The following is a 19,498-nucleotide window of genomic DNA, read 5'->3' on the forward strand; positions in this document are numbered from 1 at the left end:
CGATGAATACGATATTAAAAGAGAAAATCAGTCATAAGTCGGCATGGGTGGGCAAAGACCTAAAAAATCAGACAGATTGGATTTATTATTTAAGCGAAGAAATGCTTCATGAATTAAGCCAAAATTTGCAATTGATAGAACAACAAGATCTAGAAATTGATCAATTGAATAACACGCATTTAACGATTAATAATCCACAAGTTTTATCTGAATTTAAAAAATATGCCGATGAGCTTGAGAATGGATATGGTTTCTTTCTATTAAAAGGTTTGGATGTCTCTAAATTTAGTGAACGCCAATTGGCGATTATTTACTATTTAATAGGCATGTATATGGGTCAACCCGTTACCCAAAATCCTAAAGGCGATTTATTGGGTAAAGTAGAAAACGTTGGTGATCTTAACAACAAATCAACGCGAGTTTATGAAACAAACGCATATCTCCCTTACCACACTGACTTATCTGACGTAGTTGGATTGCTATCAATTAGAAAAGCAAAGAGTGGAGGATTGAGTAGTCTCGTCAGTGCTGCCACAGTCTACAATAGAATTTTAGAAAATTATCCTGAATATCTAGGTTATTATTATCATCCGACTTATTGTGATCATCTTGGTGACTCAGAACCAACACTCACGCCTATATTTAGCTTTTATGACAATAAATTAAGTTGTCGATACTTAAGAGCATATATTGAACTAGGACATGAGCGAAAAGGAATCCCTTTATCCAGAGTTCAAGTCGATGCGCTTGATATTTTCGATCAGTACATACAAGATCCTGATCTCAGACTAGATATGATGCTTGAACCGGGTGATATGCAGTTCTGTAATAACTATTGTGTAATGCATTCACGATCATCATTTATAGATGATGAAGACATCTCAAAGCGAAGAAAATTATTAAGATTATGGTTAAAAATGCCTAATGCCCGATCTTTAGCCAAGGATTTCCCAGGTAGAAATGGTATTCAAAAAGTAAATCTTTCTTAAAAAATGCTCAATATTTGACTACAACCTGACTCGGACTTTTAAGGCCGAGTCTTTTTTTTTTTGCGATTACTCAAAAGTTGTAAGACTCAATCTGATTTAGAGATGAGTATAAATAATAATTACGCACTCATCTGATTGATCACCTAAACAATATTCTTTTTTGTTAACGCGCTATATGGTTCGGCATCATATCGTCTAACAATATTCACACTTTGAATGAGTTAAGTTAAATCAGCTTCTGGAAGTGAGTTTTCCTCATTCAGCAGTCCTGAACGCATTTTAGTAAATTTGAGAGTGATTTCTATTCAAGTTGTTGAGGGAGAATAATCTGCTCTTCAAACGAAAAATGTTGAAAGCCTAGACCTGACAGGGGATACTTCGTTTATCTTTATTTAATCGGGCATCGGACATGGGTCATCATCATAATGCTGCTTTGGCTTGCAAGAAGTAGACGTTGATTATTTTTTATACCTTTGATTAGTTTAATTATTATTGACTCTCAGTTGAGAAAAAAGAACTCGAACAGATGTTCGAGTTCTTTTTCTAAAATAAACTAAATATGAGCTTAGATTTGAGAAAATGCTTTATGTAATTTTGCTCAAATCACGTCTTATCTGACCATTTCATCTTTTTCTACATCTAGACTTTTCACAAAATGTTTACATCCTGTTTTAAGTAAAATAATAGTCAATAGCGCTGAGAATCCACCTACGATTGAAATTGAATAACCCACCATGTTGGTATCCCCGAATACTTTATCGGTAATTAATGCGACTAAAGTTGTTCCAATACCTAAACCAATTAAGCTACTGATTAACAAGAAAATTGCAGAAATTTGAGCTCGTAATTGATTTGGAGCTAAAATTTGCATAGCTGCTGTTGAGGTTGGCATTGGGAAAGATGCAAAGAACATAGCCACTGTAAAAATAGCAACAGATAACCACAGTGAGTCTACTAATGTATAGCTAATAATAGGTAAGATAATTCCTAAACCACCTAAATAACCAGCATACATTGCAGCATCACGTCGACCTTTACTTGTCAGATAATCAGTTAACCAGCCTGCAAAGAAAACGCCAGATGTGTTTGCGATAAGTAGAATCGTTCCTAACATATAACCTGTTTCAACAGGACTTAGACCAGAGTTACGCATATAAAATGCAGGCGACCAGCTCATGACACAAAACAATGCCATTGCATAGAATGTGAAGCCCATGTAGTGACAAGTAAATGTCTTACTGTGCTTTTTTAAGAATTTAAACGAATCCGTAAATTTAACTTTTACGACATTGCCTGAGGCATCGAGTTTTTGTCCTGTTCGTTGCGGATCTCTTACTGTTAAAATAAATAAAAGACCAATAAAAACGCCTGGCAATCCAACCAGAATAAAGGCAACTTGCCAAGCCTTCATCATGCCGAGTAAAGGAACATCAATAAACGTTGCATCTTTTAATAAGCTGATCACATAGCCGCCAACGAGAAAAGCCATCCCTCCACCGATAAAAGAACCAATGGAGTAAATACCAACGGCTTTACCTAATTTGTCTTTACTGAACATATCACTAAACATGGAATATGCTGCGGGTGATAATGCTGCTTCACCAATGCCAATCCCCATTCTTGAAAGAAAAAGTTGAATGAAGTTTTTACTTAGACCACAAGCCGCTGTTGCTAAGCTCCAAAAAATAATGCCAATTGCAATAATTTTTGGTCGGGAAAATCGGTCTGCTAAATAAGCGATAGGCAATCCCATAAATGCGTAAAATAGGGAAAAAGCTAAACCGTGCAATAGACTAAACTGAGTATCAGTTAAATTTAAATCTGCTTTGATCGGTTCAATCATCAAGACTAAAATTTGTCGATCAATATAAGAAAATACATAAGCCAACATACATAGTGTGACTACGTACCAAGCGTATCTCGTATTTTTTTTGACCGAAGCGGGTTCTTCAGCATTTAGAGTATTCTGCATTTTCGTATCCTATATCCTTAAGGGTTTGATTTTTATTCCATTATTTTTTTAGCTAAACTGTGACTAGGTATTCAAATTTAAGCAGCATTAGTCATATATAATGCAAAGTTAAACTCAAATACTTTTTTATCAGCATACTGATAATATTTATGATTTTATAAAAGGGCAATAGGTATGTTTAAAAAAAATACGAATTCACCTGAAATATTTGATAATGAATCGGGTTACCTTGGATTTTTATTAAGAAAGACATCCCATGTATATCGTTTAAAAATGGAGCGTGTACTTGCTGAATATTCAATCACTCCACCACAGTTCACAATTTTGAAAATTATTTTGACTTACCCAGGTTTCACAAATGCGGAAATAGCACGTTTTGCTTCATTAACACCGCAAACAGTAAATTTGATGATCTCAAAATTAGAAAAACAAAATATTCTCTACAAAACTTCTCATTCTACGAATAAGAAAATTCAATTAATTGAGATATCAGATTTAGGGAAAAAACTTATGGAAGATTGTGGTGATGCTATTGATCTTTTAGAAGATTCTCTAGTCGATGGTTTTAGTGAAAGTGAAATAAGAATCGTCAGGAATTGGATGAAAAAAATTAATGAAGAATAATTTTCTAAATTATTTGGTTTTTGAACTTGCATAATTATCAGCACACTGATAATTTTTAAGTACATTAAAAAAACTGAATGGATTTAGAGGAAAACAAAATGATCAAACCTTATGGTGTAGTAGGATTAGTTCCAACAATATGGGGCACAAGTTGTAGAGCAGATATTATGAAAAATATCTCTCATTTAGAGGAACTTACATCCGGTGCATTATGGTTGAGTTCTTTAGATATTCCAGTAAAACTGTTGGTTCTCCCAGAGGGAGCATTACAGGGCTTCAACGATGAAGCACTCGATGTTGATATTCAAGAATTCTTGGATGATGGTGCGATCGATATACCAGGCCCTGAAACAGATCGTTTAGGTGAATTAGCTAAAAAGCATAATGTTTTTATCATGGCGCAAGCCAAAGCTAAAAATGAGGATTGGCCAGGCATTATGTTTAATGTCGGATTTGTTATAAATCCTCAAGGCGAAATTATTTTAAAACACCACAAAATGTCTGCTTTATTGCCATGCGAGCGTTCAGCATCACCTCATGATTTGTATGATGAGTGGGTAAAAAAATATGGCGAAGAGCTTCAATCATTTTGGCCAGTAGTTGATACGGAAATTGGTCGATTGGGCATCATGATGGCAATGGAAGGTAATTTTCCAGAAAATGGTCGAGGCCTAGCGATGAATGGTGCTGAAGTGGTCTATCGTGCATCTTTACCAGCTTCATTTACTGAAAATGATGTATTTGAAATCTCCAACCGTGCTCGTGCTTTAGAAAATAATATGTACGTAGTAGCACCTAATATTGGTGGAATGTATCTTGATGAAAATACATTAGCACCGATCGATTGTGGTGGTGGTCTTTCTATGATTGTGGACCATAAAGGTAAAATAGTGGGTAAACAGCATGATACCAATGGATCTACCTATGTGACCGGTGTAGTTGATATTGAGGCACTTCGTTATCATCGTACACACGCTCAGGTGACCAATTGGATGAAAGATATACGTGCAGAATGCGCACAATTAATTTATAAAAAAAATATATATCCTAAAAATTTGTATTTGCAGCAAAAACAGGGACATCACGACGAATATAAAGCGGAAGTGATTGATAAGCAAATTCAGAAGCTTATTGATATGGGTGTCTGGAAAAAAAGCGCATATGATGAGTCTTAATCAATGCACTAGCTTAAAAACCCAATAATGTATTGGGTTTTTTTGGGTTTATATATTTTTTAAATGATCTTTTTTTACATAAATCAAAGCGCCAGAAGCACCTGCTTTGAATTCAATACGATGTTGAGTCGGAAACCTCATCCACGAACCAGCTGAATAATTTCGTTCATTCATCACCAATTCACCTTCGATAATGAAAATTTCAATACCGTTATGATATGTTGATTCGAAAAATTGTTGGCTTTCGAGTTTTTCGAGAAAGGTGTGTTCATACTCAGATTGAAACAGTTGGCAAATCTTTCTGTTGTTTAAATAGGTCCAGTTTCGCTCGTCACGAGTATCAATTCGGGTAGCTAATTTTTCTTCTTCAGACATTTGCATGAGTTTCACCAAGATCAGACATCCATCTAAGCTCGAGACAATATGTTTAGAAAGGTGAGGATTTCGCATATACCATCCAGATGGATAGTGCTGATGATCATCTTCAGTAAAAGTCCCGTTTAACACTAGAACTTCTTCACCGAAGGGGTGTTGATGCTCTGGGAACTGAGAATTTGAAGGGAACTCAACTAGGCTGGTTGCTCTTGCTTGTTCTAAGCCAACACGATCGAACATCATTCGTTTAACTTCGCCTCTTGGGGATTGAATCCATTGATAATCCTCTGGAGTAATTATTACAGGTTGAGAGAAGTCAGCATTTAATCTCATGCTTTTAGCCTAAAAAAGAGCATTAAAGTAATTAATATTATCAAAAAAAGCGTGAATGTAAGATGAAAACCTGTTCAAGTTCGAGAGTGATTGCGCGTGGAGCAAATTTGACTTTGGTCGGCTAGCTTCTCTTTTCTCTTTCGAATAATTTAATCTAGGTCGACTTTATTTGAGAATTTAAGTCAATAAAAAAAGCCTCAATCTTTCGATTGAGGCTTTTAAAATTTTGGAGCGGGAAACGAGACTCGAACTCGCGACCCCAACCTTGGCAAGGTTGTGCTCTACCAACTGAGCTATTCCCGCAATATGGTGTGAATTATAGTGATTTTGCACACCCTGTCAACACTTCCAAAACTTAATTGATGAATTAATCAGCACGTCGCCATAAAGTTCCTTGACGCGTATCTTCAAGCACAATGCCTTGATCAAGAAGATTTTGGCGAATCTCATCTGCACGTGCAAAGTTTTTCTCTTTCTTGGCATCTTTGCGTTGTTGAATGAGATCTTCAATTTCATCATTACTCAAAGATAAGCTTTCTTGACCAATATCTGATTTTAGGAATTCATCAACATTATGTTGAACAAGACCTAAGATATTGGTCAGATGGCGCAAGGTGGCATAATAGATGGCAGCCTGTTCAGCAAGTTCGTCTTTTACGGCACGATTTAATTCTTTATTGATTTCAAACAGTACCGCAATCGCTTCAGATGTGTTGAAGTCATCACGCATTGCTGCATTAAATTTCTCAACAAGTACTTCATCGTATTGCGAATTAATTTCCGCGCCATATATCTGTTGATATGCTTTGAATGAATGATAAAAACGACTTAATGTGTTTTTAGCTTCTTTAAGTGCGGTATCAGAAAAATTCACAGGACTACGATAGTGTGATGAAACAATGAAGTAACGAATAACTTCAGGATGGAATTTTTCCATGACATCGCGAATCGTGAAAAAATTGCCTAAAGATTTAGACATTTTTTCACCATCGACATTGATGAAGCCCACATGCATCCAATAGTTTACATATTGTTCGCCAGTTGCAGCCTCACTTTGTGCGATTTCATTTTCGTGATGGGGGAAGGTTAAGTCAGAACCACCACCATGGATATCAAAATGATTACCAAGGCAACATGTAGACATTGCTGAACATTCGATATGCCAACCTGGACGACCATTCCCCCAAGGAGATTTCCAAGAAGGTTCATTTTCTTTTGCATGCTTCCATAGCACAAAATCGAAAGGATGTTTCTTTTCAACTTCAACATCAACTCGTTCGGAAGCACCTGCTTGCATGTCTTCGAGTTTACGACCAGACAGACGCCCGTATTTTTTAAATTTTTCAACTTCGAAGTACACATCGCCGTTTGACGCAGGATATGCAGTGCCATTATTGACCAAAGTACCAATCATATTTTGCATTTGATCGATGTACTCTGTCGCACGTGGTGCTTCATCAGGTGTCAAGCATCCTAAATTGGCAGCATCTTCATTCATTGCCTGAATAAAGCGATCAGTGAGTGCTGTAATGCTTTCACCATTTTCATTTGCACGTGCAATGATTTTGTCATCAATGTCAGTAATATTGCGAATATATTTAACTTTCCAACCTTGGCTACGAAGAAAACGAATAATATAGTCAAATGCAACCATAACCCGAGCATGACCGATATGACAGTAGTCGTAAACTGTCATCCCACAGACATACATATCAATATGTCCTTCTTTGCGAGGTACAAACTCAACTTTTTTTCGTTGCTCTGAGTTATATAGAACAAATGGTTGCATAGGTCTTCAAAAAGCTAAAAAAATGGTGGTTCATCTTAACCTAAGGCTTATCTTTCACAAAGTTTTATGCGTAAAAAATCTATGCAAATGAAATTTATACATTTAAGAAAAAGATACTTGCATGCTTATGTTAATATATGAAGAATAAATTAATGATTAAAATTGTGGCTGAATCCAGCTTCAAGGTGCCCAGATTTGAATTCTGAAAATACTACATATCCAATTGATTTTCAAAAGGTTGCAAAAGAAACCTTGGAGATTGAGCGTCAAGCTTTATCGGTACTATCTCATCAGATTGATGATCGCTTTTCCCAAGCATGTCAAATTATCCTGCAGTGCCAAGGTCGTTTAGTGGTCACAGGTATGGGAAAATCTGGTCATATCGGTCGAAAAATGGCTGCAACATTTGCATCAACAGGAACTCCGTCTTTCTTTATGCATCCAGGTGAAGCTGGCCATGGTGATCTCGGGATGTTAGTGCGTGGAGATGTGCTGATCGCGATTTCGAACTCTGGTAAAAGTGACGAAATCATGATGTTAATGCCACTCATTAAACATTTGGGTGTGCCACTGATTACAATTTCAGGTGATGACCGTGGACCAATGCCACAGAACGCTGATGTTGCGCTTACACTTGGTCATATTCAAGAGGCATGCCCACTAGGTTTGGCACCAACTTCAAGTACGACAGCGACTTTAGCTTTAGGTGATGCTTTAGCGGTTGCTTTGCTTGAAGCGCGTGGATTTACTGCAAATGATTTTGCCATGTCGCATCCAGCTGGTGCACTCGGTAAGCGATTACTGTTGCATGTTAAACATCTGATGCACGTGGGTGAATCTCTACCAAAAGTTTCACCAGATACACCAATGAATAAAGTTCTATACGAAATAACTAACAAACGTCTCGGATTAACCACAATTGTGGATGAAAATGATGTTTTGTTAGGTATATTTACGGATGGTGACTTGCGACGTCTCATTGATAAGCAACAAGGTTTTGATGTTAATCTTGCTGTATCAAAGGTTATGATTGAAAATCCTCTAACCATTTCACAAGAAGCAAGAGCGGTTGAAGCGCTAGAGCAAATGAATGCTAAAAAAATCAATCAATTTGTAGTAGTCAATGATGCCAAACAAGTGATTGGTGTGATTAGCATGCACGATTTAATTCAAGCTGGGGTAAATTAATTCATGGCATCTTATGTATTGTTAGAACAAGCACGACATATCGAAGCGTTGGTTTTGGATGTGGATGGTATTCTAAGTGATGGTTTTGTAACGTTAACGAACTCAGGTGATGAAATTAAGTCATTTGATATTCGTGATGGACTTGGGATGAAACTTGTTCAGCAAGCTGGAATTAAAGTTGTCATTATTACCGGTCGCCAAAGCAATATTGTGACAAAGCGTATGAATGATTTAGGTGTAGACTTAGTTTATCAGGGGCGTGAAGACAAAGGGACTGCCTTACAGCAAGCTTGTACGCAACTGGGTTTAAAACCAGAAGATTGCTTGTATATGGGGGATGATTGGCCAGATTTATCAGCTTTTGCGATTGCGGGAATGAAAGTAACAGTGCCAAATGGTCATGTTGAAGTTCGTCGTCGTGCAGACCTTGTAACCCAAGCTTATGGTGGTCGTGGTGCTGTGCGTGAAATTTGTGACATGTTATTGTTGTCAAAAGGGGTTTACCATGAACTTCTTGAAAAATATTTGGCTGTAACGCATTAATACACAGTTGATATGAACGCTGAATATAGTTGATGATTTATGGATACTAAAGTTTTATACATTACTGCTGTTATTGTCGCTGCTATAAGTGGTGGCTATTATTATTACAGCGGTAAAGGGAAAAAATTAGAGGGTTCATCCGCTCAATCGATGACATATTCAGCAAAGAATATTAATCTTTTGCAAACTGATGAAAAAGGCATGCTTTATGTTAAGGCTACAGTGGATGAGCTGAACCAAGATATGAAACAGAAAACATCAAGCTTGCAGAATTTAAATGCCAGCATGTTTACTGATAATGTAGAAGACGCTACGTTTTATGCTAAACAAGCACATGGTTTCAATGACAATCAGAAGATTGTGTTATCTGGAGATGTTGTTGCAACCAAGCAAGGAGAAATGGGCAAAATGGTTTTTCGAACCGATGCGCTTACAGGATATCCAAAAACAAGAAAGCTTGAAACATCTGAGCAAGTTACTGTACAAACACCAAATGCAGATTTTGTCAGCCAAGGCTTAGAAGCAGATTTGAATGAAGGTCAGTACGATTTTAAAAATATTCGAGGAAAGTATGCACCAAACTAAACCTTCTTATTTATCAGGTTCAAAAATGCTTAAAGCAATAGCAATGGTGGCACTCAGTTCTATTTCTGTTATGGCATTTGCATTGCCAAGTGATCGTAATCAACCCATCATGCTTTTAGCTGATCGTGCGACCTATAATGACAAAACAGGTATAACGACCTATGTAGGGAATGTTTCTGTTGAACAAGGTACTTTCAAGTTAAATGCAGCCTCTATAGTTGCTAATCTCAATGCCAATCGCCAAATTAGCTCAGTAAATGCGTCAGGTTCCCCTGCAAAATTCCAACAGCAATTAGAGTCTAAACGTGGCATTGCACGTGGTGAAGCCTCTAAAATTGTATATAACGCTGATACAGGCATTATTACTTTGACGGGTAATGCATATTTGTATCAAGATGGCGCAAGTATTCGTGGGAACACTTTGCGTTATAGTATGAATAAGGGTGATATCGAAGTTGTAGGCGGTGGCAGTAGTGAAACGGGTAGTTCAAAAGGTCGCGTACAAATTATAATTCCTCCTTCTGCCTCAAAATCATTCTCTGGAGTACGTGATTAATGAGCGTCGATGAATCACAAATCCAAACATTAAAAATTAAACATCTTGCCAAAGTTTATAGTAAACGCTGGGTGGTGAAAGATGTTTCATTTAGCATGCAGAGTGGTCAAATTGTTGGTTTGCTTGGACCGAACGGGGCGGGAAAAACGACAAGCTTTTACATGGTAGTCGGACTGGTTCGAATGGACAAAGGTGAAATTCATTTAGATAATCTTGATCTTTCGGACCTTGCAATGCATGAGCGTGCTCGTCATGGAATTGGTTATTTGCCACAAGAGGCTTCAATTTTTCGTAAATTGACTATTTCAGATAATATTATGGCGATTCTTGAAACGCGCAAGGATCTTAATAAGCAACAACGTAAAGAGCGACTTCAAGAGTTATTAGAAGACTTTAAAATTACACATATTAAAGATTCTTTGGGGATGAGTGTGTCAGGGGGGGAACGTCGCCGTGCTGAAATCGCTCGAGCATTAGCCGCCGATCCTAAGTTTATGCTCCTTGATGAGCCTTTTGCTGGGGTAGATCCAATTTCTGTAGGTGATATCAAAGACATTATTCGCAATTTAAAAGAACGAGGAATAGGTGTGCTTATTACAGATCATAACGTCCGCGAAACGCTCGCGATTTGTGAGCATGCTTATATAGTCAGTGAAGGATCCGTCATTGCAGAAGGGACCCCAGATCAAGTACTTATGGATGAAACTGTCCGTAAAGTTTATTTGGGTGATGATTTCACAGTTTAAAAAAATAGTGTGATATCTATAAAATAATGTTGTTTTATAGATATTTAGACTGTAAATTAACTCAAACAAATCGTAAGTTTACAATTGACGCAGAAATAATATAAAAATCATTGTAGAATACGATTGATTTTATGTGACGTAGTTCACACTTTTTTAATAGAGATTACAAGTGGCTAAACATCAATTAAGTCAGAAGGATATGGGGTATATCACGCTGTTTGCGATCAGTTTATGTGCGACACAAGTACATGCTGAAGATGCAATCGCTCCTCTAGCAATTGACGATACCCAACGTGCACTATCAGCAGAATTACAAAAACCCAAAATCAATTTTAGTTTGGAAAAAAAGACTGTTGAAGATATACCTGAACAGCTTGAAAAGCCACGTTTTAAATTATTCCAATCGAAATCCAAAATCTCGAAAGAGCAAGTGAAAGAACAGGTTCTTGTTCCTAAAGTTATTGAACAAGTTCCTGATTTAGACGACATAGTCCAAAATGAAATTGCTCAAGTTAACACTATACCTTTATCTAATTCGCAGTCTCAGAATGAGTCGAAGGAAAAGACTCAAAAGAAATCTTTCTTTGCATTTGTTAAGCGTGAAAAAGCGGCATCTGAACCAAAAGTATTGCTGCCAAAGGTAAAGCAGGATATTGAAGAGGCTTCAGCGCCAAATGTTCTAAAACCTACTATTTCATCTACTGTACAACCCGCTACTAAAGACACTCGTCAGGTTTTAAAACCGCTTAAACCAAAGATCCAAAATCAACCAACAGAATCTTTAATTGAGGCGCAACACGCAAAATTACTAGAAAATGAAACATCGGTTTCAGAAAACAAAACAGAAAAACCAAAAAGTAAACTCTTTTCATTTATTGGGAATATAGGCAAAGATAAAACTAAGCTGGATGAGGGTCCTCACCAAGCTGCTGGCAATGTTTCAAATACAAAAGTTTTGACACCGTCTTTACAAAAATCGGTGAGTGAATCTTCATTGAAAGTGTCTAGTACACCAAAACCGAAGATTGTTAATGATCAACAAATTAACAGCCAAAACAACTTGCTACAAGCTCCACCTTCAACAGTAGCACAAGTTGAACATCGTCAAAGTATTGTATCTAAAGCCAAAGCTTTTTGGCCTTTTAAATCAGGTTCTCATAATAAGTTAGAAACACAGAATGTAATTGAGCGTCCAAACTTGATCGTTCAACAACAGACTAGTGCTTTGGCTGTAAATAAACCTACAATTGTTTATTCAAAACCAATAGAGCAGAAAGCGAAAATATCTGAACAATCGCAGTCGATTAAGCCAGTTGTAAATATTAAGCCTAAAGCTGATAAAGTCGTATCCGAACAAAAATACAATACGGTGAATGCTGAACCGCAAGCAAAGAAAAAATTCAGTTTAACTGCATTAAAATCAAATATGGATCAGTTTTTTAAACCTAAAGCTGATGATGACTTTAGACAAGTTAAGTTAAATGAACTGAGTGATTTTAGCTTTGATCCTAAACAGGTTGAGCAATTGCCTGTGATCACGACACAAGCTTCGCCAAGTGCTCCAGTATCTATGCCACTTATGAATGGTACGGCTGATAAACAAACGTTAAGCTTATACGATGCGATCAAGATCGCAGTAGCGAGACATCCTGAAGTGACACAAAGTGTTTCTTCACTCGCATCACAAAATGCATTTATTGATGTTGCTAAAGCAGGTTATTACCCACAGTTGAGTGCAGGTGTTTCAACTGGAGATATGACTTCAGGAGAAAGAGGGCGTCAATTATTTAATGTCAATGCGACACAACTACTTTTTGACTTTGGTAAACAAAAATCACTAGTGGGTACAGAAGAAGCTAAGTTACAGTTTAGTCAAGCTCAAGTTCTTGTCACAATTGACCAAATTGCTCTTGAAGTGGCTTCTGCCATTGTGAATATTAAGCGATATGAAGAAATTACACGTATTGCACGTGAGCAAATTGCTGGTATATCACGAATCCGAGAAATTGCTAACTTACGTGCAGAGGCAGGTATCAGCAGTCAGGCCGATCCAATTCAAGCGCAATCATATTATGAATCTGCACAATCAAATTTAATTCTGCAAGAAACACAGCTCAATGTATTTAAACAACGTCTTAGAACTTTGATGGGAACAGATATATCAAAATATAACTGGGAAATTCCTGAGAGTTTAATTAAGGCTTCAGATATTTATTCAGAGCCAAAGTTTAACGAAATTCCGAAAATGATGGCTGCCAAAGCTGAAGTTGATGTTGCAGAATTAGAAAAAAAACAAACTCAATTGAGTCGTTATCCTACGTTAAATGTTAAAGGTACATTGAGTCAAGCAGTCAACGGACGTAATCCGAATAACAACCAAGACGATGGAACAGATAGTTCTATTATGCTTGAAGCAAATAGTACTTTCTTCCAAGGTGGTGCAATTAGTTCACGCAGTCGTGCGGCATCGTTTGCAGAAGAAGCTGCCAAAGCAAAAGTAAATGCAGTTTATTTAGAAACAATTGATGAAATTCGTCGTGCTCAAGAACAAGTTGAAAATAAACAGCGACAAATGAAAGTATTAATTGATCAACAAGCGACATCAGTAAGAACAAAAGAGTTATATCAAGAACAATATAAACTTGGCACTCGTACAGCTGTTGATCTTTTAAATGCTGAGCAAGCGATTCACCGTTCGAATTCAGATATTGAAACGGCACGTTATGATATTTACGAAAACTTAGTTCAGTATATAGCTGCTTCTGGTAAGAGCCGTGATGTATATCAACTTAATAATTTGACCATTCAAGGGGTAGAATTGAAACCATGAATACAAGAATAAATTATCAACCATGGTTACAAGGTGTCCTGACGGTTGCACGTCACTATCGAATTGAAACCTCTGCTGAACGTATTCGATTAGAACTTAATTGGAATCAGAACCAGTCTGTCGATGACATCTTGGCAATTATGACACGCCAAGTAGGTTTACATGTCCGTAAAGTGGATTTTAGCCCTGATATTTTAAATCCGTGGCGTTTACCGGTATTGGTCGGATTTAAAGATGGGCAAGTTGGCGTCATTGATCGTGCAGATGCACAAGGTAACGCAAGTGTTCAACTGAGCGGTGATGAAGGGTTAGCGCAGACATTTTCAGTAGATACATTGTTAGATGTCATCGACTCAGTCTATATTTTAAGACCAGAAACCTCAGTACCTGATGCGCGTATTGACGAATATATCAAGCCATACGAAAAAAATTGGTTTTGGGAAATTGTATTACGCGATTGGAAACGCTATATCGATATTATGTTTGCATCATTGCTTGCAAACGTATTAGCACTCGCGACAATCGTCTTCTCGATGAATGTGTATGACCGTGTAATTCCAGCACAATCTATTCCAACCTTGTGGGTATTGGCAGGTGGTGTATTACTTGCTGCAATCTTTGAATTCGCATTGAAATACTCACGATTAATTCTTTCAGATATGATTGGTAAGCGTGCGGATTTAAGAGTCTCAGATCGGGTCTTTGGTCATGCTTTACGTATTAAAAATAGTGAACGATCTAAATCCACGGGAACGTTTATTTCACAAATTCGTGAACTAGAAGGTGTACGTGAGCTTGTAACATCTACAACGATTACCGCCTTTGCTGATTTACCATTCTTCTTCCTGTTCCTTGGTATTTTTTGGCTTATTGGTGGCAATCTTTTCTGGGTAATTTTGGTGGTTGTACCGCTGATGATTATTCCAGGGCTTTTGGCGCAAAAAAAATTAGCGCAATTGGCTAAAGAGGGTATGCGTGAGTCATCAATACGAAATGCGATTCTTGTTGAAGCCGTTCAAGGTATTGAAGATATTAAACTGTTACGTGCAGAGTCTCGTTTTCAAAATCAGTGGAATCACATGAATGATGTTTCAGCTTCTATCAGCATGAAACAACGTAAAATAGTAGGCGTATTGAATCTCTGGACTCAAAAATTACAGGGGTTGACCTTTGCAATTGTAGTATTGGTGGGTTGTTTTGCGGTAATGGATGGAGAAATGACCACTGGTGCGTTAGTGGCATGTTCGATTCTATCTTCACGTATGTTAGCGCCAATTGCGCAAGTTACTGGTGTTCTTGGTCGTTATCAGCAAGCCAAAACGGCGAAAGAAAGTCTTGATGAATTAATGAGTAAACAGGTTGACCATCCTGAACGTTCACAATTGATTCAGCGATCAGTACTCAATGGTCATTATGAATTAAATGGTGTGGTCTTTAAATACGGCGAAGAAGATCCTAAACCAAGTATTGTTATTCCTAAACTTGAAATTAAACCAGGTGAAAAAATTGCGATTCTTGGGCGTAACGGTGCAGGTAAATCGACCATTCTTCAATTACTTTCAGGTATGCAAACCGCAGTTCAAGGTAAAGTTCAATTAGATAATATTGATATTACCTTGTTGGACCCATCAGACGTTCGTCGTGACGTAGGTTTGTTGAATCAAAATGCGCACCTATTCTTTGGTACAGTCAGAGAAAACTTAACGTTAGGTGCACCATTAGCTACAGATGATGATTTATTAAAAGCACTTGCTGTAACAGGTGCACTCAACTTCATTCAAGAAAAAAAAGAAGGACTAGATCATATTATTTTAGAAGGTGGTGTAGGCTTCTCTGGTGGACAACGTCAGGCACTTTTATTGTCAAGACTCCTCATTTGTCAGCCAAATATTCTGTTGTTAGATGAACCTACAGCTGCGATTGATGATGTATCTGAAAAACAATTAATTGATCATATGAAGAACTGGCTTGGACATCGCACATTGGTTGTGGCAACCCACCGCCGTGCAGTTTTAGAGTTAGTGGATCGTATTATTGTGGTGAATGATGGTCGTATCGTTATGGATGGCCCACGTGATCAAATTTTAAATAATTCTGGCCAGCAACAAGCAAATTCAGGGGCTAAATCATGAGCGAAGAATTAAAACAACAACGTTCATTAAAAGTGTCTCAGTTAGAGCCACCATTACCGAAGGTCAGTATTACCATTTGGATTATTGGTCTGGGTTTGCTTGCACTCATTATTTGGGCAGCTATTTTCAAACTTGAAGAAGTTTCTAATGGTACAGGTAAAGTGGTTCCAACTTCCAAGGAACAAGTGATCCAATCTTTAGAGGGCGGGATTCTAACCAAACTTGAAGTTAAAGAAGGTGATATTGTTGAAAAAGGGCAAACCCTTGCTCAACTTGATCCGACACGATTTGCTTCAAATGTGGGTGAATCAGAATCTTTACTACTGTCATCGCAAGCAACAGCTGCGCGTTTACGTGCGGAAGTGAATGGCGGTCCACTGGTATTTCCAGAATCAGTTCAAAAAATTCCAAAATTGGTTGCTGAAGAAACTCAGCTTTATCGTTCTAGACGTGCCAATATGGAAGAATCTATTGCTGGCTTAACGCAAGCACTTACGTTAGTTCAGCAAGAATTGAGAATGACAGAACCGCTTGTTGCCAAAGGTGCTGCGAGTGAAGTTGAAGTTTTACGTTTAAAACGTCAAGCAAATGAATTAACCAACCAAATTAACGATATTCGTAATCAGTACTATGTTCAGGCACGTGAAGAGTTATCTAAGGCGAGCACGGATGTCGAAACTCAACAACAAGTGATCAAAGGTAAATCTGATAGTCTGAATCGTACAATCTTTAAAGCACCAGTCCGCGGTGTAGTGAAAGAAATTGATGTGATGACTTTGGGTGGTGTTATTCCTCAGAATGGTAAGTTGATGACCATTGTCCCTTTGGATGAACAACTTTTAATTGAGGCGCGAATTTCACCGCGTGATATTGCATTTATTCATCCTGGACAGGAAGCTTTAGTTAAAATCACTGCGTACGATTATTCAATTTACGGTGGCTTAAAAGGAGAGGTAACAGTCATTTCTCCTGATACGCTTCGTGATGAAGTTAAACAAGATCAATTCTATTATCGTGTGTATATTCGTACTGATTCAGACAAGCTTTATAACAAAGCTGGGCAAGCTTTCCCAATCACGCCGGGTATGGTATCAACGGTTGATATTAAGACAGGTCAAAAAACGATTCTTGAATACCTGTTGAAACCATTCAATAAGGCGAAGGAAGCGTTACGCGAACGATAATCTTTATTTTTCAGTCTGTTTAAAACCCAATCAATGATCTTTTGATTGGGTTTTTTAATATGATTGAATCACGCATAATGTGTTTGAGTTCAATTGTTGTAATTTACCATGCCATTTACTCTTGCTCAGACTTATATCTATGAAGAAGATATTAAGAAAAGCCGTTTTCAGGCGATCACCGCACCTGTGGAAAATGAACAGGATGTAAAAGAATTTTTAAACCAGTATTTTGATGCCTCGACGACCCATCAATGCTGGGCATGGAAAATTGGGCATCAAGTCCGTTTTAATGATGATGGAGAACCTTCAGGAACAGCTGGAAGACCCATACTTGTAACGATTGAAGGGAATGAGCTCACTAATATTATTGTATTGGTAAACCGCTGGTATGGTGGTATCAAACTCGGAACTGGAGGCTTGGTACGAGCATACGGAGGTGTAGCAGGGCAATGCTTATTACAGGTCGAAAAAATTGAACTCATCGATAAGAAAACTGTAAATTTTAAATGTCAATTTAATGAGTGGTCTATTTTTCAATATGAGTTAAATCAACAAAAAATTGAATATATTGAAGAATATGTTGATTCTGGAGTATTGATTACTGCACGTATGCAAATTCATGAAATTGAGCCGTTTAAACTGAAAATCCAAGATGTGACTCGTGGACGTGAGCAATTGAATATAGAGGATGTCGAACGTGACGGAACATGATCCTTTACTCAAGTACCGAGAACAGCATAAACATCGTTTGAATTACATGCCTTGGTTATATTGGTCACTCAAGGCAAAGCATCGTGAATGGGCAGAAGCTTGGCAAAAAGATTATCAAGCCTATTTAATGGATATGGAGACTGTTGAAATTGGGAAAAATTGTTTCATTTCCCCTTTAGCCCATATTTTTGCTGAGCGTGGTCGGAAGATTATTATTGGGGATAATACTTTTATTGCCGCGGATTGTACCTTGCATGGTCCTTTAGAAATTGGGTCTGAAGTCGCCATTAATCATCATTGTATTTTAGATGGTGGACGCCTTGGGATTAAGATTCATGACCAAGTACGGATCGCAGCTTATTGTCATCTTTATGCCTTTGATCATGGCATGAGTTTAGATCAACCTATTTACCAGCAAGCAGTACGCTCAAAAGGCATTGAGATTCATCGTGATGTTTGGGTAGGGGCGCATGTGGGTATTAAAGATGGCGTGACCATACATGAACAGGCGATTGTAGGTATGAATAGTATGGTTACTAAGGATATTCAGGTAAGAGAAGTTGTTGCAGGGAATCCAGCTCAATTTATACGAATGCGTGAATAATTGGTAACGCGAAAGATCGAATTAAATTACATAAACCATGTTCATTTGCCCGAAAGCTATGATAGTTTAAAGAAAAGAACAATCAGACATCGTGTCATAGTGAGGCAATCATGAACCGTGTAATTGCGTGTATTGATTCATCCCCATGTATTCATGCCTTAGCTGAAGCAGCAGCTTGGATTGCGGATCGAACTAAACGTGAGTTAGTCCTTTTACAGGTTTTAGATTACTATCCTGCAAGTTATCATCTGGGTGAAATTAGTGGTGTGATTGGATTTGAAAGTAATGCGATGCTCTTAAAAGAACTTGCGGAATTAGAACAAAAACAAAGTGAATTAGCCTTAGATTATAGTAATAATTTGCTTTCACATATTTCAGAAGTGATTGAAGAAAAATATGGTATTACGCCTATAAAAATTCAAGAAAAAGGCGATTTCCTCGAACAGAGTTTCAATGTTTTAAATGAAAATGACATTGCGATTATTGGTCGAGTGGGTGAGCGCTCCGCGGAAAAACACAAAAGCTTAGGGAGTAATGTAGAGAATTTTATTCGTGGTGCTCGTTGTACGGTTTTAACTGTTGGTGAAACCTTTAAGCCACCAACACGTTTTATTTTCGCCTATGAAGATTCTCAGACTTGTAAAGAAATGATGCATCGTGTTGCTAAAAGTGATTTATTAAGAACACTTCAGTGTCATTTGCTTTATGTGGGTGATCATCCCGAAATTCTTGATATCCCAGCTCAGTATTTACGTGAAGCTGGATTGGATGTGGTTGTTGAATACCGTTTTGGTGATGTCGCTGAGAATATTTTAGATTATCAGCAACAACATCAAATTCAATTAATTGTGCTAGGTGCTTATAGTCGCAGTAAAGTAAAACAATTTTTCTTGGGCAGTATTACGACCAATATATTTAGAAATTCAGTCGTTCCATTGTTGGTTGCTAAATGATCAATCAATTTTGATTAATTTTACTTGATAAATATTGGTTCAACTTTACTGGTAGAAGGTGGATAAATTTTTAGAACAGTAGGGTTTTATGGTTTGATTATTTTATAATCTTTTGATTAAAGCTTATGAAAATCAGGTGTTTGCCATAATATTTTATTTTTATCCACAGGAATACAAACAGGAATCGGGGATAACTTTTTCAGGGCTTT

17 protein-coding genes and 1 tRNA gene are annotated in these 19,498 nt (G+C 37.5%); 14 read left to right on the forward strand and 4 right to left on the reverse strand.

Going from position 1 to position 19,498, the window contains the following annotated elements; translation table 11 throughout:
* Positions 1–2: 2 nt before the first annotated feature.
* Positions 3–989 (forward strand): TauD/TfdA family dioxygenase, encoded by a 987-nt coding sequence (locus CL42_RS06510; RefSeq protein WP_035266355.1) that lies wholly within the window; start codon positions 3–5, stop codon positions 987–989.
* A gap of 610 nt (positions 990–1,599) precedes the next feature.
* On the opposite strand, the gene CL42_RS06515 is transcribed toward CL42_RS06510, so the two are convergent.
* Positions 1,600–2,961, reverse strand: a complete 1,362-nt coding sequence (locus CL42_RS06515) for a spinster family MFS transporter (RefSeq protein ID WP_035266356.1) — start codon at positions 2,959–2,961, stop codon at positions 1,600–1,602.
* Between the two features lie 174 nt (positions 2,962–3,135).
* Between CL42_RS06515 and CL42_RS06520 the strand changes: the two genes are divergently transcribed.
* Entirely contained in the window at positions 3,136–3,585 is a 450-nt protein-coding gene (locus CL42_RS06520) for a MarR family winged helix-turn-helix transcriptional regulator (RefSeq protein ID WP_035266357.1), read from the forward strand.
* Between the two features lie 98 nt (positions 3,586–3,683).
* Positions 3,684–4,760, forward strand: coding sequence for a nitrilase-related carbon-nitrogen hydrolase (locus tag CL42_RS06525; protein WP_035266358.1), 1,077 nt, complete (start codon positions 3,684–3,686; stop codon positions 4,758–4,760).
* A 48-nt stretch (positions 4,761–4,808) separates the two neighbouring features.
* Here the strand turns inward: CL42_RS06525 and CL42_RS06530 are convergent, their stop codons facing one another.
* The 3 genes from CL42_RS06530 to cysS all read right to left on the reverse strand — a co-directional run bounded on the left by CL42_RS06530 (position 4,809) and on the right by cysS (position 7,257).
* On the reverse strand, positions 4,809–5,468 hold the full coding sequence (locus CL42_RS06530) for a cupin domain-containing protein (RefSeq protein ID WP_035266359.1): 660 nt from the start codon (positions 5,466–5,468) through the stop codon (positions 4,809–4,811).
* Between the two features lie 227 nt (positions 5,469–5,695).
* Positions 5,696–5,771, reverse strand: a tRNA-Gly gene (locus CL42_RS06535).
* Between the two features lie 64 nt (positions 5,772–5,835).
* Positions 5,836–7,257: a cysteine--tRNA ligase gene (gene cysS / locus CL42_RS06540; RefSeq protein WP_035266361.1), complete on the reverse strand. Its 1,422-nt coding sequence runs from the start codon at positions 7,255–7,257 to the stop codon at positions 5,836–5,838.
* 195 nt (positions 7,258–7,452) lie between these two features.
* Between cysS and CL42_RS06545 the strand changes: the two genes are divergently transcribed.
* The 11 genes from CL42_RS06545 (at position 7,453) to CL42_RS06595 (ending at position 19,289) form a co-directional block, all read left to right on the forward strand.
* Positions 7,453–8,445 (forward strand): KpsF/GutQ family sugar-phosphate isomerase, encoded by a 993-nt coding sequence (locus CL42_RS06545; protein WP_035266363.1) that lies wholly within the window; start codon positions 7,453–7,455, stop codon positions 8,443–8,445.
* A 3-nt stretch (positions 8,446–8,448) separates the two neighbouring features.
* On the forward strand, positions 8,449–8,988 hold the full coding sequence (locus tag CL42_RS06550; protein ID WP_035266365.1) for a KdsC family phosphatase: 540 nt from the start codon (positions 8,449–8,451) through the stop codon (positions 8,986–8,988).
* Positions 8,989–9,027: 39 nt separating this feature from the next.
* Positions 9,028–9,573, forward strand: a complete 546-nt coding sequence (gene lptC, locus CL42_RS06555) for an LPS export ABC transporter periplasmic protein LptC (RefSeq protein ID WP_035266366.1) — start codon at positions 9,028–9,030, stop codon at positions 9,571–9,573.
* 25 nt (positions 9,574–9,598) lie between these two features.
* Complete coding sequence (gene lptA, locus CL42_RS06560; RefSeq protein WP_416202010.1) at positions 9,599–10,129, forward strand: lipopolysaccharide transport periplasmic protein LptA; 531 nt, start codon at positions 9,599–9,601, stop codon at positions 10,127–10,129.
* Positions 10,129–10,875, forward strand: a complete 747-nt coding sequence (gene lptB / locus CL42_RS06565) for an LPS export ABC transporter ATP-binding protein (RefSeq protein WP_035266369.1) — start codon at positions 10,129–10,131, stop codon at positions 10,873–10,875. Before lptA ends, lptB begins: the two co-directional genes overlap by 1 nt.
* Before the next feature lie 1,426 nt (positions 10,876–12,301).
* A complete protein-coding gene (locus tag CL42_RS17730; RefSeq protein WP_035266409.1) occupies positions 12,302–13,705 on the forward strand; it encodes a TolC family outer membrane protein in 1,404 nt (467 codons plus the stop codon).
* Positions 13,702–15,837: a type I secretion system permease/ATPase gene (locus CL42_RS06575; RefSeq protein WP_035266372.1), complete on the forward strand. Its 2,136-nt coding sequence runs from the start codon at positions 13,702–13,704 to the stop codon at positions 15,835–15,837. Before CL42_RS17730 ends, CL42_RS06575 begins: the two co-directional genes overlap by 4 nt.
* Positions 15,834–17,021 carry an HlyD family type I secretion periplasmic adaptor subunit gene (locus CL42_RS06580; protein WP_035266373.1) on the forward strand — a complete coding sequence of 396 codons (1,188 nt, stop codon included), beginning with the start codon at positions 15,834–15,836 and terminating at the stop codon, positions 17,019–17,021. Before CL42_RS06575 ends, CL42_RS06580 begins: the two co-directional genes overlap by 4 nt.
* Positions 17,022–17,129: 108 nt before the next feature.
* Positions 17,130–17,732: an IMPACT family protein gene (locus CL42_RS06585; RefSeq protein ID WP_035266374.1), complete on the forward strand. Its 603-nt coding sequence runs from the start codon at positions 17,130–17,132 to the stop codon at positions 17,730–17,732.
* Positions 17,710–18,336, forward strand: a complete 627-nt coding sequence (locus CL42_RS06590) for an acyltransferase (RefSeq protein ID WP_035266377.1) — start codon at positions 17,710–17,712, stop codon at positions 18,334–18,336. The genes CL42_RS06585 and CL42_RS06590 overlap by 23 nt, the downstream gene beginning before the upstream one ends.
* 110 nt (positions 18,337–18,446) lie before the next feature.
* Positions 18,447–19,289 (forward strand): universal stress protein, encoded by an 843-nt coding sequence (locus tag CL42_RS06595; protein WP_035266378.1) that lies wholly within the window; start codon positions 18,447–18,449, stop codon positions 19,287–19,289.
* Positions 19,290–19,498 lie beyond the last annotated feature (209 nt).

The sequence above is a fragment of the Acinetobacter sp. Ver3 genome, from assembly GCF_000632455.1.
In the GTDB taxonomy this organism is placed as follows: Bacteria; Pseudomonadota; Gammaproteobacteria; order Pseudomonadales; family Moraxellaceae; genus Acinetobacter.